Origin of the sequence: Sinomonas halotolerans, from assembly GCF_039615075.1 — a bacterium.
In the GTDB taxonomy this organism is placed as follows: domain Bacteria; phylum Actinomycetota; class Actinomycetes; order Actinomycetales; family Micrococcaceae; genus Sinomonas; species Sinomonas halotolerans.
The window spans coordinates 90,572-114,477 of the sequence record NZ_JBDFRB010000010.1 but is presented as its reverse complement, the minus strand read 5'-3'; the positions used below and the strand labels follow the sequence as shown (position 1 = coordinate 114,477).

General features: G+C 71.8%; 25 protein-coding genes, 6 tRNA genes, 1 pseudogene and 1 riboswitch. Of the genes and pseudogenes, 23 read left to right on the top strand and 9 right to left on the bottom strand.

The features are described from left to right. Positions 1–12: 12 nt before the first annotated feature. A pseudogene (locus tag ABCQ75_RS12020) lies at positions 13–975 on the bottom strand (IS481 family transposase); the annotation flags it as partial. 126 nt (positions 976–1,101) lie between these two features. Continuing rightward, positions 1,102–2,025, bottom strand: a complete 924-nt coding sequence (locus ABCQ75_RS12015; protein ID WP_345885607.1) for a sulfurtransferase — start codon at positions 2,023–2,025, stop codon at positions 1,102–1,104. 201 nt (positions 2,026–2,226) lie between these two features. Between ABCQ75_RS12015 and zapE the strand changes: the two genes are divergently transcribed. Next, positions 2,227–3,264 (top strand): cell division protein ZapE, encoded by a 1,038-nt coding sequence (gene zapE / locus ABCQ75_RS12010; protein WP_345885606.1) that lies wholly within the window; start codon positions 2,227–2,229, stop codon positions 3,262–3,264. 109 nt (positions 3,265–3,373) lie between these two features. Here the strand turns inward: zapE and ABCQ75_RS12005 are convergent, their stop codons facing one another. From ABCQ75_RS12005 to ABCQ75_RS11980, 6 genes are all read right to left on the bottom strand, one after another. Beyond that, positions 3,374–3,604 (bottom strand): antitoxin, encoded by a 231-nt coding sequence (locus ABCQ75_RS12005; protein ID WP_345885605.1) that lies wholly within the window; start codon positions 3,602–3,604, stop codon positions 3,374–3,376. A gap of 167 nt (positions 3,605–3,771) precedes the next feature. Next, positions 3,772–3,843, bottom strand: a tRNA-Val gene (locus tag ABCQ75_RS12000). 47 nt (positions 3,844–3,890) lie between these two features. Next, positions 3,891–3,963 (bottom strand) — tRNA-Gly (locus ABCQ75_RS11995). Positions 3,964–3,984: 21 nt separating this feature from the next. After that, positions 3,985–4,056, bottom strand: a tRNA-Val gene (locus ABCQ75_RS11990). Positions 4,057–4,088: 32 nt separating this feature from the next. Continuing rightward, positions 4,089–4,159: transfer RNA gene (locus tag ABCQ75_RS11985), tRNA-Cys, on the bottom strand. Positions 4,160–4,199: 40 nt separating this feature from the next. Next, positions 4,200–4,272: transfer RNA gene (locus tag ABCQ75_RS11980), tRNA-Gly, on the bottom strand. 408 nt (positions 4,273–4,680) lie between these two features. On the opposite strand from ABCQ75_RS11980, the gene ABCQ75_RS11975 reads away from it, so the two are divergent. The 14 genes from ABCQ75_RS11975 to hisF all read left to right on the top strand — a co-directional run bounded on the left by ABCQ75_RS11975 (position 4,681) and on the right by hisF (position 15,708). Then, a tRNA-Val gene (locus ABCQ75_RS11975) sits at positions 4,681–4,752 on the top strand. Between the two features lie 120 nt (positions 4,753–4,872). Further along, complete coding sequence (locus ABCQ75_RS11970) at positions 4,873–5,769, top strand: cytochrome (protein ID WP_345885604.1); 897 nt, start codon at positions 4,873–4,875, stop codon at positions 5,767–5,769. Positions 5,770–5,804: 35 nt separating this feature from the next. Continuing rightward, positions 5,805–6,368 (top strand): peptide deformylase, encoded by a 564-nt coding sequence (def, locus tag ABCQ75_RS11965; protein WP_345885603.1) that lies wholly within the window; start codon positions 5,805–5,807, stop codon positions 6,366–6,368. Then, positions 6,365–7,285: a methionyl-tRNA formyltransferase gene (gene fmt / locus ABCQ75_RS11960; protein WP_345885602.1), complete on the top strand. Its 921-nt coding sequence runs from the start codon at positions 6,365–6,367 to the stop codon at positions 7,283–7,285. Before def ends, fmt begins: the two co-directional genes overlap by 4 nt. Continuing rightward, entirely contained in the window at positions 7,282–8,874 is a 1,593-nt protein-coding gene (locus tag ABCQ75_RS11955) for an RsmB/NOP family class I SAM-dependent RNA methyltransferase (RefSeq protein ID WP_345885601.1), read from the top strand. The genes fmt and ABCQ75_RS11955 overlap by 4 nt, the downstream gene beginning before the upstream one ends. Then, positions 8,871–9,536 (top strand): ribulose-phosphate 3-epimerase, encoded by a 666-nt coding sequence (gene rpe, locus ABCQ75_RS11950; protein ID WP_345885600.1) that lies wholly within the window; start codon positions 8,871–8,873, stop codon positions 9,534–9,536. The genes ABCQ75_RS11955 and rpe overlap by 4 nt, the downstream gene beginning before the upstream one ends. A gap of 166 nt (positions 9,537–9,702) precedes the next feature. Then, positions 9,703–9,837, top strand: a riboswitch (FMN riboswitch). A 131-nt stretch (positions 9,838–9,968) separates the two neighbouring features. Further along, complete coding sequence (gene ribD, locus ABCQ75_RS11945; RefSeq protein WP_345885599.1) at positions 9,969–11,069, top strand: bifunctional diaminohydroxyphosphoribosylaminopyrimidine deaminase/5-amino-6-(5-phosphoribosylamino)uracil reductase RibD; 1,101 nt, start codon at positions 9,969–9,971, stop codon at positions 11,067–11,069. Beyond that, positions 11,069–11,692 carry a riboflavin synthase gene (locus tag ABCQ75_RS11940; RefSeq protein ID WP_345885598.1) on the top strand — a complete coding sequence of 208 codons (624 nt, stop codon included), beginning with the start codon at positions 11,069–11,071 and terminating at the stop codon, positions 11,690–11,692. Before ribD ends, ABCQ75_RS11940 begins: the two co-directional genes overlap by 1 nt. Further along, positions 11,689–12,336, top strand: a complete 648-nt coding sequence (ribB, locus tag ABCQ75_RS11935; protein WP_345885597.1) for a 3,4-dihydroxy-2-butanone-4-phosphate synthase — start codon at positions 11,689–11,691, stop codon at positions 12,334–12,336. Before ABCQ75_RS11940 ends, ribB begins: the two co-directional genes overlap by 4 nt. Then, positions 12,333–13,001 carry a GTP cyclohydrolase II gene (ribA, locus tag ABCQ75_RS11930; protein ID WP_345885596.1) on the top strand — a complete coding sequence of 223 codons (669 nt, stop codon included), beginning with the start codon at positions 12,333–12,335 and terminating at the stop codon, positions 12,999–13,001. The genes ribB and ribA overlap by 4 nt, the downstream gene beginning before the upstream one ends. Before the next feature lie 100 nt (positions 13,002–13,101). Then, complete coding sequence (gene ribH, locus ABCQ75_RS11925; RefSeq protein ID WP_345885595.1) at positions 13,102–13,575, top strand: 6,7-dimethyl-8-ribityllumazine synthase; 474 nt, start codon at positions 13,102–13,104, stop codon at positions 13,573–13,575. Positions 13,576–13,676: 101 nt separating this feature from the next. Then, the gene (locus ABCQ75_RS11920) at positions 13,677–13,940 is read left to right on the top strand and encodes a phosphoribosyl-ATP diphosphatase (RefSeq protein WP_345885594.1); all 264 of its coding nucleotides are present in this window, start codon (positions 13,677–13,679) and stop codon (positions 13,938–13,940) included. 67 nt (positions 13,941–14,007) lie between these two features. Continuing rightward, positions 14,008–14,871, top strand: coding sequence for an ATP phosphoribosyltransferase (gene hisG / locus ABCQ75_RS11915; protein WP_345885593.1), 864 nt, complete (start codon positions 14,008–14,010; stop codon positions 14,869–14,871). Between the two features lie 66 nt (positions 14,872–14,937). Next, positions 14,938–15,708: an imidazole glycerol phosphate synthase subunit HisF gene (hisF, locus tag ABCQ75_RS11910; RefSeq protein ID WP_345885592.1), complete on the top strand. Its 771-nt coding sequence runs from the start codon at positions 14,938–14,940 to the stop codon at positions 15,706–15,708. 101 nt (positions 15,709–15,809) lie between these two features. Here the strand turns inward: hisF and ABCQ75_RS11905 are convergent, their stop codons facing one another. Next, on the bottom strand, positions 15,810–16,454 hold the full coding sequence (locus ABCQ75_RS11905; protein ID WP_345885591.1) for a TIGR03085 family metal-binding protein: 645 nt from the start codon (positions 16,452–16,454) through the stop codon (positions 15,810–15,812). A gap of 115 nt (positions 16,455–16,569) precedes the next feature. Here ABCQ75_RS11905 and hisI point away from each other — a divergent pair, with 115 nt between their 5' ends. The 8 genes from hisI to lgt all read left to right on the top strand — a co-directional run bounded on the left by hisI (position 16,570) and on the right by lgt (position 23,867). Further along, complete coding sequence (hisI, locus tag ABCQ75_RS11900) at positions 16,570–16,998, top strand: phosphoribosyl-AMP cyclohydrolase (RefSeq protein WP_345885590.1); 429 nt, start codon at positions 16,570–16,572, stop codon at positions 16,996–16,998. Between the two features lie 57 nt (positions 16,999–17,055). Continuing rightward, positions 17,056–18,615 carry an anthranilate synthase component I gene (locus ABCQ75_RS11895; protein WP_345885589.1) on the top strand — a complete coding sequence of 520 codons (1,560 nt, stop codon included), beginning with the start codon at positions 17,056–17,058 and terminating at the stop codon, positions 18,613–18,615. Beyond that, positions 18,608–19,282: a Trp biosynthesis-associated membrane protein gene (locus tag ABCQ75_RS11890; RefSeq protein ID WP_345885588.1), complete on the top strand. Its 675-nt coding sequence runs from the start codon at positions 18,608–18,610 to the stop codon at positions 19,280–19,282. The genes ABCQ75_RS11895 and ABCQ75_RS11890 overlap by 8 nt, the downstream gene beginning before the upstream one ends. A gap of 90 nt (positions 19,283–19,372) precedes the next feature. Further along, positions 19,373–19,633, top strand: coding sequence for an HGxxPAAW family protein (locus ABCQ75_RS11885; protein ID WP_345885587.1), 261 nt, complete (start codon positions 19,373–19,375; stop codon positions 19,631–19,633). Beyond that, the gene (gene trpC, locus ABCQ75_RS11880) at positions 19,633–20,460 is read left to right on the top strand and encodes an indole-3-glycerol phosphate synthase TrpC (protein WP_345885586.1); all 828 of its coding nucleotides are present in this window, start codon (positions 19,633–19,635) and stop codon (positions 20,458–20,460) included. The genes ABCQ75_RS11885 and trpC overlap by 1 nt, the downstream gene beginning before the upstream one ends. Positions 20,461–20,578: 118 nt before the next feature. Then, entirely contained in the window at positions 20,579–21,913 is a 1,335-nt protein-coding gene (gene trpB, locus ABCQ75_RS11875) for a tryptophan synthase subunit beta (protein WP_345885585.1), read from the top strand. After that, the gene (gene trpA, locus ABCQ75_RS11870; RefSeq protein WP_345885584.1) at positions 21,910–22,731 is read left to right on the top strand and encodes a tryptophan synthase subunit alpha; all 822 of its coding nucleotides are present in this window, start codon (positions 21,910–21,912) and stop codon (positions 22,729–22,731) included. The genes trpB and trpA overlap by 4 nt, the downstream gene beginning before the upstream one ends. Then, positions 22,728–23,867, top strand: coding sequence for a prolipoprotein diacylglyceryl transferase (lgt, locus tag ABCQ75_RS11865; protein WP_427916093.1), 1,140 nt, complete (start codon positions 22,728–22,730; stop codon positions 23,865–23,867). Before trpA ends, lgt begins: the two co-directional genes overlap by 4 nt. Positions 23,868–23,906: the final 39 nt, after the last annotated feature.

The window sequence follows — 23,906 nt, the reverse complement described above, 5'->3', positions numbered from 1 at the left end:
TGTACCCGGCCATCAGGTTGGTTGCAGTCGGCTGGTCGGGGGCTTGCCTCCGAGTGCGCTGTGGCTACGTTGAGTGTTGTAGTGCTCGAGCCAGGGTGCAAGTGCTTCGGTGCGTTGGTCGTTGCTGGTGAAGGGCTGGCGGTAGGCCCACTCGGTCTGCAGGGTGCGGTTGAGACGTTCCACCTTGCCGTTCTGCCAGGGGCAGTGGGGCCGGATGAACTTCTGGCGGATGCCATGCCTGGCGCAGACCTCGCCCAGGGAGTACCGGTAGGCGAAGGCGTTGTCGGTCATGAGCCGCTCGATGCGGGCGATCCCGTGGGCGGCGAAGTAGGCGACCGCCCGGTCGAGGAAGCCGGCACAGGTGGTGCCCTTCTCGTCCGGGAGGATCTCGGAGTAGGCCAGCCGGGAGAAGTCGTCCACGAGCGAGTGCACGTAGTCGAAGCCGATCGGGCCCTTCTTGTGCTTGTGGGCCACGGTCGCTTCCCTGCCGAGGGCGCGCCAGCCTCCTCCGTCCGGGATCCGGCCGAGCTTCTTCACGTCCATGTGGACCAGCTCGCCGGGCCGTTTGCGTTCGTAGCGCACGGCTGTGGCCTTGCTGGAGCGGATCAGCTCTCCGCTCATCGGGTCGAGCGCTGCCAGGGGCGGCAGGCCGTTGCGGGCCAGGAACCGCGAGACCGTCCGGGGCGGCACCTCGAGCTGGGCCCCGATCCAAGCGGGCCCACGCCGTTCGCTCTGGCGCAGGTCGATGATCCGCTGCTCGAGCTCGGCGCTGGTCTTTCTCGGGCAGCTGTGCGGACGGGAGGAGCGGTCGTGGAGGCCGTCCTCGCCCTCCTCGGCGTAGCGGTCGATCCAAGTCTTCACGCACTTGCGCGAGATGCCCATCGCCGAGGCGAGGTGGGCCTGCTTCCACCCCTCGAGATGGCGGCGGACGATCAGCAGGCGGCCATGGAAGGTCAGGCGGGCGTTACCGTGGGCGGGCGTTACCGTGGGACAAGAGAGCCTCCGGGGTCAGGTGAAAGCCTTCGACAAGCCACACCCCACCCGGAGGCTCTCCCTACGTCAACACGACTCGCCTGCCACCAACGTCATGACCCGGTACAGCTAGCCGAGCGGCCAGGTGCCTCGCTCCTCGCCCTTCACGATCGGGACCCGCACCGCATTGCCCCACTCGGTCCACGAGCCGTCGTAGTTGCGCACTGTGTCGAAGCCGAGCAGGTACTTGAGCGCAAACCACGTGTGGCTCGAGCGCTCGCCGATGCGGCAGTACGCCACGACCTCGTCGCCGGGGGTCAGGCCGGCCTCGCCGAGGTACAGGTCCTCGAGCTCCTGGCGGGACTTGTAGGTGCCGTCCTCGGCCGCCGCGCGGGCCCACGGGATCGAGGCCGCCGTGGGGATGTGGCCCCCGCGGAGGGCGCCCTCCTCGGGGTAGGCCGGCATGTGGGTGCGCTTGCCCGTGTACTCGTCAGGCGAGCGGACATCGATGAGCGGCTTGCCGAGGTGCGCGAGGACGTCGTCCTTGAACGCTCGGATCGGGGCGTCGTTGCGCTCGACCACGGGGTACTCCGTGCGCTCGGGCGCGGGCACCTCCGTGGTGAGCTCACGGCCCTCGGCGACCCACTTGTCGCGGCCGCCGTCGAGCAGGCGGACGTCCTCGTGGCCGAACAGCGTGAAGACCCAGAGCGCGTAGGCGGCCCACCAGTTGGACTTGTCGCCGTAGATGACGACCGTCGTGTCGCGCGAGATGCCCTTGGATGAGAGCAGCTCCGAGAAGCCCTTCCCGTCGACATAGTCGCGGGCGACCTCGTCGTTGAGGTCCGTGTGCCAGTCGATCTTGACGGCGCCCGGGATGTGGCCCGTCTCGTAGAGGAGCACGTCCTCGTCCGACTCGACGACGACGAGGCCGGCAGCGCCGCTCCCGCCCGCGGCACCGGAGGAGATCTGTTCCGCGAGCCATTCGGTGGAGACGAGGCGCTCGGGGTGGGCGTAGGCGGCGAACTTCTCGCTGCCGTCGACGGGGTAGCTCATGGTGTGCCTTCCGCTCGGCTGAGCCAGGGGGCGCCCGCCCGCGGCACTGCCGGGAGGCACGGCGCTCCTGAGTGGTCCCGTCTAGCGTATCCAGCCTGTGGCGGGAGGCGCTGCACGTGCTTCCCCTGCTGTCACGCGGCGCAATATCCGATCGGGATATCCTTGACCCTGGCCAGAAAACCCTCAGATGGACGGACCTCCTTGGCGACTGTCGCGCACCTCACCACCCGTACTCCCAGAGTCTCTGTCGACGAGCTGCTCGAGGGCTTTCACCCTTCGCCCCGCTTCGGGGAGGTGTCCTTCGCGAGCTATCGGCCGGATCCGGGCCAGCCGTCGCAGGCCGCAGCGGTCGCGGCACTGGAGGAATTCGGCGAGTGCATCGGTACGGGGAACGGCGGCGGATTCCTGTCCAGGATATTCGGCAGCAAGCCCAAGGGACGCGCCGGGATCTACCTCGACGGTGGATTCGGAGTCGGGAAGACCCACCTCCTCGCATCACTCTGGCACGCGGCCCCGGGCCCGAAGGCGTTCGGCACGTTCGTCGAGTACACCAACCTCGTCGGAGCACTCTCGTTCCGGAAGACCGTCGAGGCCCTGAGCGGGTACCGCCTCGTGTGCATCGACGAGTTCGAGCTCGATGACCCCGGCGACACGGTGCTCATGTCGCGCCTCATGCGTGAGCTCGCGGACGCGGGCGTCAAGCTTGCCGCGACGTCCAACACCCTGCCCGGCGCCCTGGGCGAGGGACGGTTCGCCGCTGTCGACTTCCAGCGTGAGATCCAGGTCCTGGCCGACCAGTTCGACGTCGTCCGCATCGACGGGGAGGACTTCAGGCACCGGGGCCTGCCTGCGGCTCCGCCCCCCGTCCCTCCGCATGAGCTGGACGCGCGGATGAAGGCCGAGTTCGACGGGAGCCTCGTCGCGGTGGACGACTTCGGCTCGCTCATGAAGCATCTCGCCGGCGTGCACCCGAGCCGCTACCGGCAGCTCCTCGACGGCATCGACGGCATCGTCTGGCGTGATGTCCACACCATCGAGGAGCAGGCCGTCGCCCTCCGCTTCGTGGTCCTTGCGGACAGGCTGTACGACAAAGACGTGCCGATCCTGGCCTCGGGCGTGCCGTTCGACCAGCTCTTCACCCCGGACATGATGGCCGGCGGGTACATGAAGAAGTACTTCCGGGCTGTCTCCCGCCTCACGGCGCTGGCCCGCGAGGCCCAGACCCACGAGCCATCCTGACGCCGGCCATGAGGCGTGGGTCCCCAGCGGAGGGCTGGGCGTCGCAGACGCCGAGTGCCGGTCCCGCCTCGCGGCGGTACCGGCACTCAGTGGCGAACTAGGGCCAGATTCAGGCCTCGGCAGGAGCGGAGGGCTCCTGAGGGGCGGCGCCCCCTGTGCGGCCGACTCCGTCGACGTAGTCGGAGGCGGCCTGCTGGGCCCCGTCGACCTGCCCGGCATACTTCCCGCCGGTCTTGTCGTCGATGAAGTCGCCGACCTTCCCGATGCCGTCACGGACGGCGTCGGAGTTCCCAGCGATCAGTTCCTCGGCCTTGCCCTTCATATCGTCCAGAAGAGACACAGGCACCTCCTTTCGCTCGCGCCGGGCCGAACGCTCCGGCTCCGTCGATCCTAACGACGGGCGGCGTCCTGGGCCAGGGGAACGCGAGCAGCCGAGGGGACGTGCGCGATTCTGGCCAAGACGGCAGAAGGCGCCCCGTTCGGGACGCCTCGGATGCAGATGGAGTGTGGGCGATACTGGGATCGAACCAGTGACCTCTTCCGTGTCAGGGAAGCGCGCTACCGCTGCGCCAATCGCCCGGACCCGCGGTTGGGCGGGGCCGCCCTGCGCCTTTGAGCAAGGAGAGAGCGGACGACGAGACTCGAACTCGCGACATCCACCTTGGCAAGGTGGTGCTCTACCAACTGAGCTACGTCCGCAGGGGGAGCAGTGCTCCTCCGTGGGCGATACTGGGATCGAACCAGTGACCTCTTCCGTGTCAGGGAAGCGCGCTACCGCTGCGCCAATCGCCCGCTTGCTCCCAGAGGAGCCAGGGTGTCCACCGAGGTGGGGACGGGATTCGAACCCGCGTATACGGCTTTGCAGGCCGCTGCCTCGCCTCTCGGCCACCCCACCGTGTTGGCATCCACGTGGATGCTTCCGACAGTGTCCTGCGAGCGGACGACGAGACTCGAACTCGCGACATCCACCTTGGCAAGGTGGTGCTCTACCAACTGAGCTACGTCCGCATGCTGTGCGCGCTCTGCTTCCTCGATAGTCCGTGGTGGCCCGGGGGCTTCCCTTCGGCGTTTTTCGAGGCGTTTCGGCCGCGCTTCAACGAGTAAGAACTCTATAGGACCGCTGGCCGTTGCACAAATCGACCCGCACGGCGGTGAACGGTCTGTGGAACTCGCCCGGAACTCGCCCGGAACCGGCAATGGGGGACTGCGCGCGAGGGCACGCGGTCCTCTTAAGAGCCATCGGCGGCGACTCAGGAGCCGCCGGCAGCGACCGAGGGCTTGAGGGCAGCCGGCAGGTGCAGGGAGGGATTCCCGAGGCGAGGGGCCGTCGCCCATCGATTTGGGATCTGGAGCCGCTGTGGGCTAGAGTCGTAGAGCGCCGCGGGGCCCGGAGTGATCTGGAGTCGCGGCCAGCGAGGGCGATTGGCGCAGTGGTAGCGCGCTTCGTTCACACCGAAGAGGTCACTGGTTCGAACCCAGTATCGCCCACCCTCGACCCCCGGACGCGAGTCTGGGGGTTTTTCGCGTCGCCGTCCGCCACGGTCCAGTCCGGTGCGCGGGGATCAGGCTGGCGTCAGGAATGTCGGTCCCCCATGAAAGGGTCGCCCTATGACAGCCCCGGAGCTCGCAGCAGACCATCCCGAGGGGTTCGGACGCATGTACCGGCGTTCGCTCAACGACCCTGCGACGGTGCCCTCCATCACGACCGTGATCGCCCAGCAGGCGCTCGACCTCGACGGATGGCGCAGCTACATGGCAGCAAAGCATGTTGCCGACCACCCCGAACTGAGGTCCGCGCTCGAGCGGCCGGCGCAGCTCCGCCAGCTCGTCCGCTCTGCCGTGGACGCCTCGACTGTCTATGCGCGCAGCGCGGCCGAGCGGGGCGACCGCGTGCACGCCTTCGCCGAGCAGCTCGCACTGCGTGCCCTGGACCTCCCGCATTCGCTCGACGCCGCGCGGGAGAGGCTGCGCGAACACGGCGAGGAGGGCTTCGCCGCAAGCGTGGAGTCGTGGTGGAGCGCGTTCGGTGTCGAGCCGATTGCGGCCGAGCTGACGGTGTGGAACCACGAGCTCGGCTACGCCGGCACCCTTGACCTCGTAGCGAGGATCAACGGGCGGACCTGTCTCATCGACTACAAGACGAAGGGCACGACCCGGGACGGGCGGGTCAAGCAGCTCGATGACAAGGTCGCGATGCAGCTTGTGGCCGGCATGAAGGCCCAGGAGAGCCTCGTGGACCCGGCTGCGGGCGAGTGGGAGCCGTGGGCGCACGGCGAGGACCCGCTCCTCATCGCCGTCGCCGTGGGGGAGACCGAGGCGGCCGCTGTCCGTGTGAACCCCGAGGTCCGCCGCAGCAACTGGCTGACGTTCTGCCAGCTCCGACGGGTGTGGGCCGCCCGCGTCGAATCTGCCGCGGCGGGAAGGGCCCTCCTGCCTCTGGCGCCGCCCCCTTCGGCGCAGACGGCGCTCGTTCCGGCCCCCGCCTCCTCCGCCGCCGAGGCCTAGACTGGTCTGAATTCCAATTGAAAGGTGCCCCAGCCATGGCCGTCTTGCCCATCAGGATCATCGGCGACCCGGTGCTCCGGACTGTCGCGGAGCCGCTGACCGAGTTCGGTCCCGCGCTGCGCCGTCTGGTGGAGGACATGATGGAGACCATGGAGGACGTGGACGGCGCCGGTCTCGCCGCGCCCCAGGTGGGCGTAAGCCTCAGGGTGTTCACCTATCAGGTGGACGGCGTGAAGGGCCATGTCGTCAACCCCCAGCTCGTGCTGTCCGAGGACTTCCAGGAGGATGCAGTGGAGGGCTGCCTGAGCATCCCGGGGGTCGCCTTCCCCGTGCGGCGACGCCGGACGGCGGAGGTCCGCGGGGTGGATGCCGAGGGACAGGCCGTCTCCTTCCACGCCGAAGGGCTCCTCTCACGATGCGTCCAGCATGAGACTGACCACCTCGACGGCGTCCTGTTCCCGGACCTGCTCGAGGGCGAGGACCGCAAGGCGGCCCTGCGCACCATCCGGGCGATCACCTACCGCGGCATGACCGAGGCCACGACAGCCCAGCGTGCCACCAATGTCGGCTCCAGCTTCGGCGCGGGCTCGAACGCATGAGGGTGCTCTTCGCGGGCACTCCGGCAGTCGCGGTCCCATCGCTGGACAGGATCGTCCAGGCGGGTTTCGACGTCGTCGGAGTCCTCACCCGGCCCGATGCGCCGGTCGGGCGCAAGCGCGTCGTCACCCCTTCGCCAGTGGCATCGCGTGCACTCGAACTCGGGCTGCCCGTGGTCAGGGCCGCGCGTATCACGCCGGAGGTGACCGCTCGGCTCGAGGAGCTCGCGCCGGACGTCGCGGCGATCGTGGCCTATGGGGGCCTCGTGCCTCCTGCCGCCCTCGCGGTTCCAGCCCACGGCTGGATCAACCTCCACTTCTCGCTCCTGCCGGCATGGCGGGGCGCCGCGCCCGTCCAGCATGCCGTGATCCACGGCGACGACGTCATGGGCGCCTCCACGTTCCTGCTCGAGGAGGGGCTCGACACCGGGCCGGTCTACGGGACCCTCGCCATGACGCCGCGCCCGGAGGCGACAAGCGGCGAACTGCTCGACGAGCTCGCCGAGAGCGGTTCGGAGCTGCTCGTCCAGACGCTGTCCGGGATTGCCGCCGGCCGGCTCTCCCCGCGGCCCCAGGATGGCCCCCCGAGCCTGGCGCCCAAGCTCACGCTGGAGGACGGGCGCCTCGAATGGACGCAGCCGGCGGTAGCCCTCCATCGGCGCGCCCGGGGCGTCACCCCCGAACCCGGCGCCTGGACGCTCCTTGACGGCCAGCGCTTCAAGCTCGAGCCGCCCAGGCTGCGGCCCGACGCCCGTGGGCTCGCCCCCGGCGAGCTCTCGTGGGACGGCAGGGCGCTCCTCGTCGGCACGGGCACGCACGCCCTCGAGCTGGTGCGGGTCCAACCCGCGGGGAAGAAGATGATGGCGGCCGCCGACTGGGTGCGAGGATCCGGCGGCGTGGAGGGGAAGGTGCTCGGATGAGCGGTCGTGAAGGTGGCCACAGCGGCGGGGCGCCCCGCGGGGGCGGCCATGGTGGGGGGCCGCGTGGGGGCGACCGAGGCGGCTCCGGCGGCCCGTCGCGCCGGAACGAGCGCGGCCGCGAGCGGAACCGGCCCCAGGGCCAGCGCGAGTGGAGCCGCACGGCGCCGCGTGAGCGCACGAGGCGCGCGGACCCCGCCCGTCTCGTCGCCTTCGAAGTGCTCCGCGCGGTCTCGGCCGAGGACGCCTACGCGAACCTCGTGCTCCCTGCGAGGATCCGGCACCACCGGCTGGACCGCCGTGACGCCGGCTTCGCGACCGAGCTCGCCTACGGTGCGCTGCGCAGCCGCGGCACCCTGGACGCGGTGCTGTCCCGCTGCGTGGACCGGCCGCTGGACCAGCTCGACCCGGCCGTGCTCGACCTCCTCCGACTCGGGGCATACCAGCTCCTCTCGATGCGCGTGCCGGCGCACGCCGCCCTGGACGAGACGGTGGGGCTCACACGTGCGGTGGCCGGTGCCGGGCCGTCCTCCCTCGTCAACGCCGTCCTCCGCCGGGTGAGCGCTCGCGGGCTCGACGAATGGCTCGACGAGGTGACCGGAGATCTCGCGGACGAGACGGAGCGCACCGCGCTGCGGCATGCCCATCCCGCCTGGATCGTGCGGGCCCTGCGGCAGGCCCTCGTCGCACACGGCCGGAAGCCCGACGAGATCGATGCGCTGCTCGACGCCGACAACGCGGCGCCCGTGGTCAACCTCGTGGCGCTTCCGGGCCTCGGCTCGCTCGACGACGCACTGGCCGCAGGCGCGGAGCCGGGTCCCCTCGTCGAGGGCTCGGCGCTCTCGGGCGGCGGCGACCTCGGCCGGTGGTCCGCCGTCCGCGAGGGCACGGTGCGTGTGCAGGACGCCGGCTCGCAGCTCGTGGCCCGGGCCGTCGCGGCCGTCCCGGTCGGGGAGCGCGACGCCGACGACCACCACGAGGCCTGGCTCGACCTGTGCGCCGGTCCCGGCGGCAAGGCCGCGCTCCTGGGCGCGCTCGCCGCCCAGAAGGGGGCCACGCTGCTCGCGAACGAGGCCGCACCGCACCGGGCGGATCTGGTCCGGCAGGCGCTCCGCCCGGTCCCCGAGCAGGTGTGGGAGGTCCGCACGGGCGACGGCCGGGAGGCCGGGACAGCTCTCGGACGGCAGTTCGACCGCGTCATCGCAGACGTGCCGTGCACAGGACTCGGTGCGCTGCGACGGCGGCCCGAGTCGCGGTGGCGCCGCAGCCCTGCCGATCTCGCCGAGCTCGGGCCCCTCCAGCGGCAGCTGCTGGACGCGGCGATCGATGCGACGGCGCCCGGCGGGGTCGTCGGCTACGTCACGTGCTCTCCGCACCCGGCCGAGACCACGGTCGTCGTCGAGGACGCCCTGAGGCGGCGCTCCGACATCGAGCCGATCGACGCCGGAGCCGCCCTGGACGCCGTGGCGCTCAAGCCGCTCGGTGCAGGGCAGGGGCCCACCGCCCAGCTGTGGCCGCATGTGCACGGCACCGATGCGATGTTCCTGGCCCTGTTCCGCAAGCTGCCCACCTCCGGAGGCAAGACCGCATGAGCGCATGCATCCACCCGAGCATCCTCTCGGCTGACTTCGTCAACCTCGAGGCGGAGCTCGCCCGGATCGGCGGCGCGGACGCCGTCCACGTCGACGTGATGGACAACCACTTCGTGCCCAACCTCACGCTCGGCCTGCCGGTGGTGGAGCGCATCCAGGCTGTGAGCCCGGTGCCGCTCGACGCACACCTCATGATCGCCGACGCCGATCGCTGGGCACCGCTGTACGCGGACCTCGGGCTCGACTCGGTGACGTTCCATGCGGAGGCGGCCGCCGCGCCGGTCAAGCTCGCCCGCGAGCTCCGGGCCCGCGGCTCGAAGGCCGGCATGGCGCTTCGTCCCGCAACGGCGGTGGAGCCGTACCTGGACATGCTGTCCGAGCTCGACATGCTCCTCATCATGACCGTCGAGCCCGGCTTCGGAGGACAGGCCTTCCTCGACCTGACGCTGCCGAAGATCCGGCGTGCGCGCGCGGCGGTGGACGGCTCGGGCGCTTCCGTGGCGATCCAGGTGGACGGGGGGATCTCGGCCTCGACCATCGAGAGGGCCGCCGAGGCCGGGGCGGACGTCTTCGTGGCAGGCTCCGCCGTGTACGGCGCCGACGATCCCGGCGACGCCGTCGAGAGGCTCCGGGTGCTGGCCGACCGTGCCCGAGGGGCCTGACGCCGGCCGTCCCGCCGCGGCCAGCCAGCCGTGTGACGGCGCTGGCGCAACGTGCCGGCGGGTGTGGCACAATGTGGAGTGGCCGTTTGGTTGAACTGTCATCAATCGCGACCGGCGTGTGCCGGTGACGCGGGCGGGCGGGGAGGCCTTCGGCTACAGCAATGAATACGTGCTCCGGGGTCGGTGGAAGTCCGAACCGGCGGTGACAGTCCGCGACCCGTCGCGCTGCCTCGGCAGCGCTGCGGTTGAGCCGGTGGAATTCCGGCACCGACAGTCAGAGTCTGGATGGGAGAAGCACGTGCAGTCTGCGGTGCGCCGGTCGGCGTGCCGCTTCTGTCGCAACCCCGGAGCCGCTGCGGTGAAGGGAAGGATGGTTGCGATGGACTTCATGCAGTGGCTCTCATCGGTGCGCGTCCCCCAGGAGGGGACCCCATGAGCGCGCCGATTCCCGTGGCCACCGGGACTCAATGGACAGCGGACGACCGCAGTGCGATGGAGCGCGCCCTCGCGCTCGCCCTCGAGGGGGTGCGGGGAGCCAACCCGCTCGTCGGCGCCGTCGTCGTCGGCCCGGACGGCGCGGTGCTCGCCAGCGGCCGCCACCGCGGGGCCGGAACGCCGCACGCCGAGGCCGACGCGATCTCCGCCGCGCTGCGCGACGGCGTCGACCTCGCCGGCTCGACCATGTACGTCACGCTCGAGCCGTGCAACCACACCGGTCGCACCGGCCCGTGCGCGCGGGCGATCATCGGAGCCGGGGTGTCGCGCGTCGTCTACGCGATCGAGGACCCGCACGACATCGCGTCCGGAGGTGCGCGCACCCTCGTCGACGCCGGCATCCTCGTCGAGCGCGGGCTCCTCGCGGAGGAGGCTGCGGAGCTCAACCGACGGTGGCTCGACGCCGTCGCGGCGCGCCGCCCCTTCGTCACCCTCCACATCGCCCAGACCCTCGACTCGCGGATCGCCGCCGAGGACGGCACGAGCCAGTGGATCACCTGCGCCGAATCGCTGCGGGACAACCACGCGACCCGCACGAGGATCGACGCGATCCTCGTGGGGAGCAGGACGGTCGCGATCGACAATCCCCGCCTCACGGCGCGCGCCGAGGACGGCTCTCTCCTCGGGCACCAGCCGCTGCGGGTCGTGATGGGCCTCGGGGACGTCCCCGCCGACGCGGCCGTGCGCGGGACGGACGGGCGATTCCTCCAGGTCCGGGATCGCGATCCGCGCGCGGTGCTCGCCGAGCTCTTCGACGCCGGGGTGCGCCACGCGATGGTGGAGGGCGGCTCCCGCATCATCGCCGCCTTCCTCGGCGCGGGCCTGGTCGACGAGCTCATCGTGTACCAGGCCCCCACCATCCTCGGCGCCGGGAACAGCGCCGTCGCCGACCTCGGCATCCGGACCCTTGCCGACGCCCAGCAGTGGAGCTGGGACGAAGCCCACGGCGGCGCCGTCCGCCGACTGGGCCAGGACGTCCGGCTCCACCTCATGCCCGCTGCGCCGGCCGCGCAGAACAGCTCCAAGGAGACCCACTGATGTTCACTGGAATCATCGCCGAACGCGGCACCGTCGAGGAGGTGCGCAGCACGGGGGAGAGCGCCGTCGTCACGCTCACCGCGCCGACCCTCGCCCGCGACCTCCCGCTCGGCGGCTCGATCGCCGTCGACGGCTGCTGCCTCACCGCCGTCGAGAACGACGGCCAGCGTTTCACCGTCGACGTCATGGGCGAGTCGCTCGTCCGCACGACCCTCGGTTCCCTCGCCGCCGGCGACGGCGTGAACCTCGAGAGGTGCGTCCCGGCCGGCGGCCGCCTCGACGGCCACGTCGTCCAGGGCCACGTGGACGGCGTCGGGAGCCTCCTCGAGCGCGAGCCCGTGGACAACTGGCACCGCCTGCGCTTCTCGATCCCGGCGCACCTCGCGATGTACGCCGCGGAGAAGGGCTCCATCGCGGTCGACGGCGTGTCCCTCACCGTGACGGCCGTGAGCGCACCGCACGAGCAGGAGCAGTGGTTCGAGGTGGGCCTCATCCCCGCGACCCTCGCGGAGACGGGGCTCGGGGCCAAGCCCGTGGGCGGGCGCGTCAACCTCGAGGTCGACGTCCTCGCGAAGTACGCGGCCCGACTGCTCGCCTTCCAGCACGAGGGGGTCCAGGCATGAGCGCGTCCGTCCAGGCCATCCGCCTCGAGCCCGTGAGCGCCGCCATCGAGGCGCTCCGCGCGGGCCGTCCCGTCCTCGCGGTCGACGACGAGGACCGTGAGAACGAGGGCGACATCATCTTCGCCGCCGAGCACTCCACGCCGGCGCTCATGGGATGGACCATCAGGCACAGTTCCGGGGTCGTGTGCGCGCCCATGGACGCCCGGACGGCGGACCGGCTCGCGCTGCCGCCCATGGTGGTGGACAACCAGGATGCCAAGGGCACCGCCTACACGGTCTCGTGCGACCTCGCCGGGACCGGCACGGGCATCAGCGCGACGGCGAGGTCCCAGACCGTCGCCGCGCTCGCCTCGGACACAGCGACCGCTGGCGACTTCACGCGCCCGGGGCATATCTTCCCGCTGCGCGCGGTTGACGGCGGTGTACTGGCCCGTGCGGGCCACACCGAGGCAGCGGTCGACCTGTGCCGCCTTGCCGGCCTCTCGCCCGTGGCCGTCATCGCCGAGGTGGTCCATGACGATGGAGAGATGATGAGGCTTCCTGCCCTCCGCGAGTTCGCGGACGAGCACGGCTGCCCCCTCATCTCCATCGAGGAGCTCGCGGCCTACATGGCGGACCGCGGCACGCAAGGAGGAGTCTCATGAGCGTTCCGACCCCGAAGGGGAGCATTCCCCACCCGGTCACGGCCGGTCCGGTGGTCAAGCTGCCCACGGCGTTCGGCGAGTTCATCGCCCAGGCGTGGATCGACGAGGAGAACGGGGTGGAGCACTTCGCGGTGAGCTCCCCGGATCCGGCGCCCGACGGCGTCGCGCCCCTCGTGCGCCTCCACTCCGAATGCCTCACGGGAGACGTGTTCGGCTCGTACCGCTGCGACTGCGGCGAGCAGCTCGCCTACGCGCTCGGGATGATCCGCGAGCAGGGCGGGACGCTCCTCTACCTCCGCGGCCATGAGGGGCGCGGCATCGGCCTGGCCAACAAGATCAAGGCCTACGCGCTCCAGGAGGAGGGCCTGGACACGGTCGAGGCGAACGAGCAGCTCGGCCTGCCGGTGGACGCGCGCTCGTACTGGGCTGCGGCGCAGATCCTGGTCGAGATGGGCCTGACCCGCATCCGCCTGCTGAGCAACAACCCGGACAAGCAGCACCGGCTCGCCGATGCCGGGGTCGAGATCGTGGACATGGTGCCCACCGAGGTGCCCTCGCGCGCCGAGAACCTGCGCTACCTCGAGACCAAGAGGGACCGCATGGACCACCTGCTGACCCTGGGCGCGGAGGCGGCCTTCGAAGGCCGCGCCGCCGAGGGCGGCTAGACCCCGCGCACTGATTCCCGCGAACCCCTTCCCGCGCACCGCGCATTCCCCGTCCCCGGCGCGCCCGGGGACTCGAACACCGACCAGGAGAGAACACGACATGAGCGGACACGGAGCCCCCGACCTCGCCCTCGACAACCCCGAGCTGGCCGGGCTGCGGCTGGCCATCGTCGCCGCAAGCTGGCACACGCAGATCATGGACGGCCTCCTCGACGGGGCCCTCCGCGCGGCGAAGGAGGCCGGCATCGCGGAGCCCACCGTCGTCCGCGTGCCGGGCGCCTTCGAGCTCCCGGTCGCCGCCGGGAAGCTCGCCCAGACGCATGACGCCGTCGTGGCGCTCGGCGTCGTGATCCGAGGCGGCACACCGCACTTCGAGTACGTGTGCGAGGCGGCGACGGTGGGCCTCACCGAGGTGAGCGTCCGCACGGGCGTCCCGGTGGGCTTCGGCGTCCTCACGTGCGATACCGAGCAGCAGGGGCTCGACCGGGCTGGCCTCCCCGGTTCGGGCGAGGACAAGGGCCACGAGGCGGTCACGGCGGCCCTCCTGACCGCGCAGACCCTCCGCAGCCTGTGACGGCGCCGGGGGCCCGTGCCCGTGTGGCTTCGCCCACACGGGGCGTTCACACGGGTCCCCCGAGTCCCGGCCCACCGACGGGCTCCAGTAGTCTTGGGGGCGTGAAGGATTTCGAGACACTGTTCGCCGAGCTCAGCGAGAAGGCCGAGAAGCGCCCGGTCGGGTCGCGCACCGTCGCCGAACTGGAGTCCGGAGTGCACGGCATCGGAAAGAAGATCGTCGAAGAGGCCGCTGAGGTGTGGATGGCGGCCGAGTACGAGTCGGACGAGGCGGCGGCCGAGGAGATCTCGCAGCTGCTCTACCACGTCCAGGTCCTCATGCTGGCCAAGGGCCTGACGCTGCAGGACGTCTACCGTCATCTCTAGCCGCGGCGCGCCCTGACGGCGCCCGCGGCCCGCGCCGCTCCCGACACCTACGGCCAGAAAGCCCACCATGCTCCGTGTAGCCGTCCCGAACAAGGGATCCCTGTCCGAAGCCGCCTCGTCGATGCTCTCCGAGGCAGGCTACCGCCAGCGCCGCGAAGGCGGCCGCGAACTCGTCATGGTCGATCCGGACAACGACATCGAGTTCTTCTTCCTGCGGCCGCGGGACATCGCGGTCTACGTCGGGCGCGGAACGCTCGATGTCGGCATCACCGGCCGTGACCTGCTCCTGGACGCCCAGGTCGAGGCCGAGGAGCTCCTCGCACTCGGCTTCGCGGCGTCCACCTTCCGCTTCGCCGGGCCGCTCGGCAACTTCGCCGAGGTGGACGACCTCGCCGGCCGCCGCATCGCCACGAGCTATGACGGGCTCGTGCGCGGCTACCTCGCCTCGCGCGGGATCGAGGCGCAGGTCGTGCGGCTCGACGGCGCGGTGGAGTCCTCCGTGCGGCTCGGCGTCGCCGACGCGATCGCGGACGTCGTCGAGACCGGCAGCACGCTCAAGGCGGCGGGGATGGAGGTCTTCGGCGAACCGCTGCTGCGCTCCGAGGCCGTCCTGATCGGCCGCGCCGGCGAGGCCGGGCCCGCGAACGGCACCGCGCGCGAGACCGATGTCCTCATCCGCCGCCTCCAGGGAGTCCTCGTAGCGCGACAGTACGTGCTCATGGACTACGACATCCGCAAAGAGCTCGTCGAGAAGGCCGCGGCCCTGACCCCGGGCCTCGAGTCCCCGACCGTGTCCCCCCTGCGCGACTCGGAGTGGGTCGCCGTGCGGTCGATGGTGCCGAAGCGGGAGACGAACCGGATCATGGACGAGCTGTACGACCTGGGCGCGCGCGCGATCCTCGTCAGCAGCATCCACGCCTGCCGCATCTGACCCGCGGCCCCGGCTGCGCGAGCCGGGCAGCGCCCCCGAGATCCACCCCGTCCCAAGGAGCACACCGTGTCCGTTGCCGTCCGCGTCATCCCGTGCCTCGACGTCGACGCCGGCCGCGTCGTCAAGGGCGTGAACTTCCTCAACCTGCGCGACGCGGGAGACCCCGTGGAGCTCGCGCACCGCTACGACACCGCCGGCGCGGACGAGCTGACGTTCCTCGACGTGACGGCGTCCTCGTCGGAGCGCGAGACGACGTTCGAGGTGGTGCGCCGCACCGCCGAGGAGGTCTTCATCCCGCTCACGGTCGGCGGGGGCGTACGCGGGGTCGCCGAGGTCGACCGGCTGCTGCGGGAGGGCGCCGACAAGGCGTCCATCAACACGGCCGCCATCGCGCGTCCCGAGGTCATCGACGAGATCACGCGCCACTTCGGGTCCCAGGTGCTCGTCCTCTCGGTCGACGCCCGCCGCGTCCAGGACGGCTCCACTCCGTCCGGCTTCGAGGTCACGACGCACGGCGGGCGCCGCGGGACCGGCATCGACGCGATCGAGTGGGCCAAGGAGGCGGCGGACCGCGGGGTGGGGGAGATCCTCCTGAACTCGATCGACGCCGACGGCACCAAGGAGGGCTTCGACCTGCCGCTCATCCGCCTCGTGCGGGAGGCCGTCAGGGTGCCGATCATCGCCTCGGGCGGGGCGGGCGTGCCCGAGCACTTCCCGCCGGCGATCGAGGCCGGTGCCGACGCGGTGCTCGCAGCCTCGATGTTCCACTTCGGCCCGGATGACATGCTCGGCCGCGTCAAGGCCGCGATCCGCGCTGCCGGGTTCGAGGTCCGCTAGCTTCCACGGCTGCAGTTCCCGGCCCGATCGGCCCTGGGCGGGCCGGTCGGCCCTGGGCGTCCTGAACGGCCCTGGGCGTCTGCCGGGGCCCGGCGAGCACCTCAGATGCCGATGTCGGCGCTCGTGAGGAGGGCGACGGCGTCGGGCTGGCCTTCGAACGTCACGAGGGCGTGGTCGGTGCGTCCGTGGGCGTGCAGGAGCAGTTCTCCCGGGTCACCGACGATCGCGACCGAGACGGCCGCCCGCTTGGCCACGTGCCGCGGGCCGTCGGTGCTCACGAGGACGATGCCGAGGTCCACTCCCCGGTAGAGGAAGGCCGCCCGCTTCACGACCTCGTGCCACAGGGCGTCCGCATAGGCCGCGTCGAGGGCGCGGGGCGCCCAGCGGTCGGACGCCCGGCGCACGTCCTCGGTATGGACGAAGAACTCGGCGAGGTTCGCTGCCTCGTCCAGCGCGGGAAGCCGCAGCGGCGAGAGCGCCGGCGGGCCCGCGCGGAATTGGCCGACGAGCCGGGCGTACCGCGCCGGCGAGGCGTGCTCGCCCGCGAGCCTGTCGGTGGCACGGTCGGAGGTCCCGGCGAACTTCCGCAGCATGAGCCCGAGTCCCACCTTGGGATTGCGCTCGCGCAGCACGAGGTGCGCGGCGAGGTGGCGGGTGCGCCAGCCCGCACAGAGGGTGGGCGCGTCCGGTCCGGCCGCGAGCAGCGTCTCGGCCAGGACTTCGCGCGACAGGTCTACGTAATGCATCAGAAGCGAAACTAGCACGCAGGCCCGCAACGCCGCAGGACAGGGCGCACGGGAAGCGCAGGGCAGCAGACGGGCGGCGCCGCGGCACTGCCCGGGGCGACTAGAATTGACGGCGATGCCTGAATCCACAGCCCCCGAAACCGCCGGCCCCGCATCCGGGACCGTGCCCGGCGCTGCCGTTCCCGCGAGCTCCCTCCCCGCCGGTCTCGCCGCCCGCCTCAAGAGGGACGCCGACGGACTGGTCGCCGCCGTCGTGCAGCAGTACGACACGGGCGACGTGCTCATGGTCGGGTGGATGGACGACGAGGCGCTGCAGCGGACCCTGACCACCGGCAGGGTCACCTTCTGGTCGCGCTCGCGGCAGGAGTACTGGCGCAAGGGCGACACTTCGGGCCATGTCCAGTGGGTCAAGTCGGTGGACCTCGACTGCGACGGCGATGCCCTCCTCGTCCGCGTCGACCAGGTCGGCGCCGCGTGCCACACCGGCACCCGCACGTGCTTCGACGGCCGGCGCCTCGACGCCGTCATCGGCGAGCGCGCCTGAGGCGCGCACGCGACCTACGCCCCCGGTGGCCACGAGACTGAAAGCGAAAGCGCATCCATGAACGACCTTGGCGTCATCAGCCCCACGCTCGAAGAGTTCCGCGCCGTCGCCGCGCACCGGCGCGTGGTGCCCGTGCACGTGCGCATCCTCGCGGACGCCGAGACGCCCATCAGCCTCTACCGCAAGCTCGCCGACGGCCGGCCGGGGACGTTCCTCTTCGAGTCCGCCGCCGTGGGCGGGTCATGGTCCCGCTACTCGTTCATCGGCGCGGCCTCGAAGGCCACGCTCACGAGCCGCGACGGCGAGGCGCACTGGATCGGCGAGCCGCCGGCGGACGTGCCGACCTCGGGGAACCCGCTCGAGGCGCTGCGGGACACGGTCGCGGCCCTGCGGACCGAGCGCTTCGAGGGCCTCCCGCCGCTCACGTCTGGCATGGTCGGGTTCGTCGGCTGGGAGGCCGTGCGCCGCTGGGAGAAGCTCGTCTCGCCGCCCGAGGACGACCTGGACCTGCCCGAGCTCGCAATGAACCTCGTCACGGACCTCGCGGTGCATGACAACGTGGACGGCTCCGTGACCCTCGTGGCCAACGCCATCAACTTCGACAACAGCGACGAGCGCGTCGACGAGGCGTGGAAGGCCGCGGTCGAGCGCCTCCACGGCATGCTGGCCGCGCTCCTGCGCCCCGCCGAGCCGGCCCTGAGCGTGCTGAGCCCGGTCGTCGACTACCAGGACAAGGTCATCCACGACTGGGCCGAGGACGGCTACCTCGCCGCGATCGCGCGCGGCAAGGAGGCCATCGTCGACGGCGAGGTGTTCCAGGTGGTCATCTCGCGCCGGTTCGAGCTCGACTACGACGCTGCCCCGCTGGACGTCTACCGCGTGCTGCGCGCCTCGAACCCGAGCCCATACATGTACCTGCTGAGCTTGGTGGACCCGGCCGGCCGCGAGTACTCGATCGTCGGCTCGTCGCCGGAGGCGCTCGTCACGGTCACGGGCGACCAGGTCGTGACGCACCCGATCGCAGGCTCCCGCCCCCGAGGCGCGACCGTCGAGGCGGACAAGGCCCTCGCGGACGAGCTCCTCGCGGACGAGAAGGAACGCGCCGAGCACCTAATGCTCGTGGACCTTGCCCGCAACGACCTCTCCAAGGTGTGCCGGCCCGGCACGGTCGAGGTGAGCGAGTTCATGGAGGTCGAGCGCTTCAGCCACATCATGCACCTCGTCTCGACCGTGGACGGCAGGCTGCGGCCGGACGCGACGGCGTACGACGTCCTCGCCGCGACCTTCCCGGCGGGCACGCTCTCGGGCGCCCCCAAGCCGCGCGCCCTCCGCCTGCTCGACGAGGTCGAGCCGCACCGCCGGGGCGTGTACGGGGGAGTCGTGGGCTACTTCGACTTCGCCGGCGACATGGACATGGCCATCGCGATCCGCACCGCCCTCCTGCGCGAGGGCCGCGCGTACGTCCAGGCCGGCGGCGGCATCGTCGCCGACTCCGACCCTGCCGCCGAGGCGCAGGAGTCGGTGAACAAGGCCGCTGCACCGCTGCGTGCCGTCCACACGGCGTCCGCGCTGAGGCCGGCGCAGTCCGCCCTGCGAACGGAGACGGCCCGTGGCTGACGTCCCCGCCGGCGGGCCGGGGCCCCAGGCACGCTGGCTGCGGCGGCCGGCTGTCGTCGTCGTGTGCGTGGCGCTGGCACTCGCGGCCTTCGGCACGACCACGCAGACCTGGCTCGACGCCGAGGTCAGCGGCACTGCGGTCCGCTCGGCGCACCTCCCGGTCCAGGGCAGCACGGCCGCGACCGCGGTCTCGGCCCTCGCCCTCGTGGGGCTTGCGGGGACCCTCGCCGCGGCGGTCGCCGGCAGGGTGGGGCGGTTCGTTGCTGCTGCCGTTGTCGTGCTCGCCGGGCTCGGCGTCGCCGCCGCCTGCGCGGCCGTGATCGCGGACCCGCGCGGCGCCGCGGAGGGGACCATCGCGCAGGCGACGGGCCTCGCGGGGGCGCCGGCCGTCGTCGTGCTCACCCCCTTCCCCGCCCTCGCCGCCGCCGCCGGAGCGCTCCTCGCCGCGGCCGGCGCTGTGCTCCTCGTCGCCTCCCGCCGGTGGTCGGCGCGCACCAAGTACGACGCCGACTCCTCCGGCAGCGTGCGGGGCACCCCGCGCCCGGGGCGGCAGGAGGACGCCGGGGGGCCAGAGGGCGCAGCGGGCCCTGACGGCCGCACGGACGGCCGAGTGGACCAGATCGACGGCTGGGACCGGCTGACCCGGGGCGAGGACCCGACAGACTGAGGCGCCGCGCGTCATGCGCGGCCAAGCAGGGCCGGGACGCCGCGCGCGAAGTGGCAGAATGGCAGAAGCACCCGACCACAGGAGAAGAACATGAGCAACACCCCCCGTCCCGCGGACACCGACGAGGTCCTCCACGGCGAGGACCTCGGCCACGGGAACAGCCCGGCGGCCTGGACCTGCGTCTTCGTCATGATGCTCGGCGCCCTGGTGTCCTCCGTGGGGTTCATCATCGCGTCGTCGCCCGTCTTCTGGGCCGGCATCGTCGTGATCGGGCTCGGCCTCGTGGTCGGCTGGGCCATGCGCAGGGCGGGATACGGCGTGGGCGGCAGCAAGCTCAAGAACCAGCACTGATGTCCACTGTCCTCGACGAGATCATCGCCGGGGTCCGCGAGGACCTCGCGGCGCGCGAGCGCCTCGTCCCCGCTGCCGAGGTAGCGCGGGCGGCTGCGGCGCGGCCTGCTGCGCTCGACGCCTGGGCTGCCCTGGGCGGCGGCGCCCCGGCCGGGGACTTGCGGGTCATCGCCGAGGTCAAGCGCCGGAGCCCCTCGAAGGGGGCCCTCGCCGACATCGCGGACCCCGCGGCCCTCGCGGCCCAGTACGAGCGCGGCGGCGCCTCGGTGATCAGCGTGCTCACCGAGCAGCGGCGGTTCGGGGGGAGCATCGAGGACCTCGACGCGGTGCGCGCGGCCGTCTCGATCCCGGTGCTCCGCAAGGACTTCACGGTCGAGGAGTACCAGATCACCGAGGCCCGGGCCCACGGAGCGGACCTCGTCCTGCTCATCGTGGCCGCGCTCGACGACGCCCGCCTCGCGGGCCTCCTCGCGCTCACGCACGAGCTGGGCATGAATGCCCTCGTCGAGACGCACACCGAGGAGGAGGTAGACCGTGCGGCGGCGGCAGGCGCCCGGATCGTGGGCGTCAACGTGCGCAACCTCAAGACCCTCGAGATCCACCGCGACGTGTTCGGCGCACTCGCGGGGCGCATGCCCGAGGGCGCGGTCATCGTGGGCGAGTCCGGGGTCCGTGGACCCGACGACGTCGCCCATTTCGCGCGGCACGGAGCGGGGGCGGTCCTCGTGGGCGAGGCCCTCGTGACCGACGGGGACCCGCGCGCACGCATCGAGGAGTTCAAGAGCGCGGGAGCGGCGGCCATCGCCGAGCGTCTCTCCGCGCACTAGGCATCCGGCCGCCGGACGTGCCGCGCGGCCGCACAGGAAGGTAGGTCCGGTGGGCGAGAGCACGCCAGAGGCAGCCCCGCACGGCGCGGGGAACGGACGCGACGCGGAGAATGCATCCGTGCAGGAGGCGGCGGAGGCCTTCCTCCAGGGGAGCCTGAGGCACGCGCCGGGCCCGTACTTCGGCTCGTTCGGCGGCCGATGGATGCCCGAGTCGCTCATCGCCGCGCTCGACGAGCTCGAGGAGACATTCGAGAAGGCCAAGGCCGACCCGGAGTTCCTCGCCCAGATCGCCGAGCTCAACCGTACCTACTCGGGCCGTCCATCCCTCCTGACGGAGGCGAAGCGGTTCTCCGAGCACGCGGGCGGCGTGCGCATCTTCCTCAAGCGCGAGGACCTCAACCACACGGGCTCGCACAAGATCAACAACGTCCTGGGCCAGGCCCTGCTGGCCAAGCGCATGGGCAAGACCCGCATCATCGCGGAGACGGGCGCGGGACAGCACGGCGTCGCGAGCGCGACGGCGGCGGCGCTCCTGGGCCTCGAGTGCGTCGTGTACATGGGCGCCGAGGACGCGCGGCGGCAGGCGCTCAACGTCGCGCGCATGCAGCTGCTCGGCGCCCAGGTGGTGCCCGTGACGAATGGCTCGCAGACGCTCAAGGACGCCATCAACGAGGCACTGCGCGACTGGGTCGCCAACGTCTCGAACACCCACTACCTGCTCGGCACTGCTGCCGGGGCGCACCCGTTCCCGGCGCTCGTCCGCTTCTTCCACGAGGTGATCGGGGACGAGGCGCGCGAGCAGATCCTCGCCCAGACGGGCCGCCTGCCCGACGCCGTGTGCGCGTGCATCGGCGGCGGCTCGAACGCAATCGGCATCTTCCACGGCTTCCTCGACGACCAGTCGGTGCGGATCTACGGGTTCGAGGCCGGCGGCGAAGGAGTCGAGACAGGGCGTCACGCGGCCACCATCTCCCTCGGCCGCCCGGGCGTCCTCCACGGCGCGCGCTCGTACCTCATGCAGGATGAGGACGGCCAGACCATCGAGTCCCACTCGATCTCGGCGGGCCTGGACTACCCGGGCGTGGGCCCTGAGCACTCCTACCTCCACGACATCGGCCGCGTCACCTACGAGGCGATCACGGACAGCGAGGCGATGGACGCGTTCCGGCTCCTGTGCCGGACCGAGGGCATCATCCCGGCGATCGAGTCCTCGCACGCCCTCGCGGGCGCCATCAAGGTGGGACAGCGCCTCGCAGCCGAGGGCGGCGACCCCTCGGAGAAGACCGTCATCGTGAACCTCTCCGGCCGCGGCGACAAGGACGTGCAGACCGCTGCGGAGTGGTTCGGCCTCCTCGACGAGCACGGGCAGGTCACTGGCACGAACCTCTCCACCCGCCGGGAGAGGACCGCCGATCCCGAGGGCGCGAAGGGCTCTGGGAAGGAGCAGATGTGAGCACGTCCGCAAGCAAGTCCGGGGCCGCGATCGACAGGGCCCTCGCCGAGGGGCGTGCAGCCCTCGTCGGCTACCTGCCCGCAGGCTACCCGAGCGTCGAGGAGAGCATCGCCGCCGGGATCGAGCTCGCCCGCAACGGTGCCGACCTGATCGAGATCGGCATCCCGTACTCGGATCCCGTCATGGACGGTTCGATCATCCAGGCCGCGACGACGGAGGCGCTCGCCAAAGGGTTCCGCGTCCCGAGCGTCTTCGACGTGGTCCGCGGGATCACCGAGGCCACGGCAGACCTCGGCACCGCCGTGCTCGTCATGACCTACTGGAACCCGGTGATGCGCATGGGCGTCGACGAGTTCGCCCGCCGTCTGGCCGAGGCCGGGGGAGCGGGGCTCATCACGCCGGACCTCATCCCTGACGAGGCCGCCGAGTGGTTCGAGGCCTCGGACCGCTACGGCCTCGACCGCGTCTTCCTCGTCGCCCCGTCCTCGAGCCCCGAGCGCATGGCCCTCACCGCGAAGGCCTGCCGGGGCTTCACCTACGGCGTCTCGCTCATGGGCGTGACCGGCGAGCGGACGTCCGTCGACTCGGCAGCCCGGGACGTGGTCACCGCGGCCCGGGAGGCGGGAGCCGAGCGCGTGTGCGTCGGCCTCGGCGTCTCGTCCGCCGAGCACGTCCGCGAGATCGCAGCCTACGCGGACGGTGTGATCGTCGGCTCGGCCCTCGTCAAGGCACTGCGCGACGGCGGGCCCTCCGCGGTCGGCCAGCTCGCCGGCGGGCTCCGCGAGGGGCTCGCCCGCACGGCCGGGGCAGGCGCATGAGCGTGGCCGGGCCCTGGGCACTGTCCGTCCACGCAGCCATCCCGAGCCCGGACTGGTCCGGCTTCGACATCCCGCTGCCGTGGGGTCCGCTGCGGATCCACGCGTACGCGCTGTGCATCCTCGCCGGGATCGTCGTGGGCCTCTGGCTCACGGCGCGCCGCTGGGCCAAGCGGGGCGGTCCCGCCGATGCGATCTGGGACATCGCCATCTGGGCGATTCCCGCCGGGATCATCGGCGGCAGGCTCTACCACGTGTTCTCGTCCCCGGACCGCTACTTCGGCCCCGGCTACGACGGGACCGGAGACCTCTCGGCGATCCCCCGCATCTGGGAGGGCGGCCTGGGCATCTGGGGCGCAGTGCTCCTCGGGGCGGTCGGCGCATGGATAGGGTGCCGCCGCTCGGGGGTGCGCCTCACGGCGTTCGTCGACGCCGCCGCGCCCGGCCTCCTGCTCGCGCAGGCGATCGGGCGCTGGGGCAACTACTTCAACCAGGAGCTCTTCGGCGGTCCCACGGACCTGCCCTGGGGCCTTCAGGTGGACGCGGACAATGCGAACTTCCCGGGCGGCTACGCCCCGGAGACGCTGTTCCATCCGACGTTCCTCTACGAGTCGCTGTGGAGCCTGGCCGGCGTCGTGCTGCTGCTTGCGCTCGACCGCCGCTTCCGCTTCCGGGGGAGCCGGCTGTTCTGGCTCTACGCGGCGTACTACACGCTGGGCCGCGTCTGGATCGAGGCGCTGCGCATCGACGACGCCCAGATGGTCACGATCGCGGGAGTGACCGCGCGTCTCAATGTATGGACGTCCCTCCTCGTGTTCCTCCTGGCCGTCGGGGTGTTCGCCGTCCTCACGGCGCGCCGCCGCAGCGAGTCTGACGACGTGATGCTCCCGGGCCGTGAAGCCGACGGCGAGGACACGGGCGCGGAGGCGGGCATGCGCTCCGACGCGAAGGCGACGACGGCTCCGGACGGGGACGCCCCGGCATCGGACTGGGGCGCTCCGGCCCCGGGCCCAGGCGCGCCCATGGCGGCCGGGGAGGCGGCGCCCGCGGCCTCGGACGAGGCTGCGCGCGGGCGCCGCGGTGGCCGTCATTCGGCCGGCGCGGATTCGCCAGAGGATGGATCAATGTCACAGTCGTGACAAGATCGGTCCGGGATGCGGACCGGGCCGTCTCGGAAT

Bases quoted from the DNA above. Each gene is read 5' to 3' on its own strand.
- ABCQ75_RS12015 (WP_345885607.1), bottom strand. From the start codon at position 2,025: ATGAGCTACCCCGTCGACGGCAGCGAGAAGTTCGCCGCCTACGCCCAC.
- ABCQ75_RS11970 (WP_345885604.1), top strand. From the start codon at position 4,873: ATGACAGCCCCGGAGCTCGCAGCAGACCATCCCGAGGGGTTCGGACGC.
- def (WP_345885603.1), top strand. From the start codon at position 5,805: ATGGCCGTCTTGCCCATCAGGATCATCGGCGACCCGGTGCTCCGGACT.
- fmt (WP_345885602.1), top strand. From the start codon at position 6,365: ATGAGGGTGCTCTTCGCGGGCACTCCGGCAGTCGCGGTCCCATCGCTG.
- ABCQ75_RS11955 (WP_345885601.1), top strand. From the start codon at position 7,282: ATGAGCGGTCGTGAAGGTGGCCACAGCGGCGGGGCGCCCCGCGGGGGC.
- rpe (WP_345885600.1), top strand. From the start codon at position 8,871: ATGAGCGCATGCATCCACCCGAGCATCCTCTCGGCTGACTTCGTCAAC.
- ribD (WP_345885599.1), top strand. From the start codon at position 9,969: ATGAGCGCGCCGATTCCCGTGGCCACCGGGACTCAATGGACAGCGGAC.
- ABCQ75_RS11940 (WP_345885598.1), top strand. From the start codon at position 11,069: ATGTTCACTGGAATCATCGCCGAACGCGGCACCGTCGAGGAGGTGCGC.
- ribB (WP_345885597.1), top strand. From the start codon at position 11,689: ATGAGCGCGTCCGTCCAGGCCATCCGCCTCGAGCCCGTGAGCGCCGCC.
- ribA (WP_345885596.1), top strand. From the start codon at position 12,333: ATGAGCGTTCCGACCCCGAAGGGGAGCATTCCCCACCCGGTCACGGCC.
- ribH (WP_345885595.1), top strand. From the start codon at position 13,102: ATGAGCGGACACGGAGCCCCCGACCTCGCCCTCGACAACCCCGAGCTG.
- hisG (WP_345885593.1), top strand. From the start codon at position 14,008: ATGCTCCGTGTAGCCGTCCCGAACAAGGGATCCCTGTCCGAAGCCGCC.
- ABCQ75_RS11905 (WP_345885591.1), bottom strand. From the start codon at position 16,454: ATGCATTACGTAGACCTGTCGCGCGAAGTCCTGGCCGAGACGCTGCTC.
- hisI (WP_345885590.1), top strand. From the start codon at position 16,570: ATGCCTGAATCCACAGCCCCCGAAACCGCCGGCCCCGCATCCGGGACC.
- ABCQ75_RS11895 (WP_345885589.1), top strand. From the start codon at position 17,056: ATGAACGACCTTGGCGTCATCAGCCCCACGCTCGAAGAGTTCCGCGCC.
- ABCQ75_RS11885 (WP_345885587.1), top strand. From the start codon at position 19,373: ATGAGCAACACCCCCCGTCCCGCGGACACCGACGAGGTCCTCCACGGC.
- trpC (WP_345885586.1), top strand. From the start codon at position 19,633: ATGTCCACTGTCCTCGACGAGATCATCGCCGGGGTCCGCGAGGACCTC.
- lgt (WP_427916093.1), top strand. From the start codon at position 22,728: ATGAGCGTGGCCGGGCCCTGGGCACTGTCCGTCCACGCAGCCATCCCG.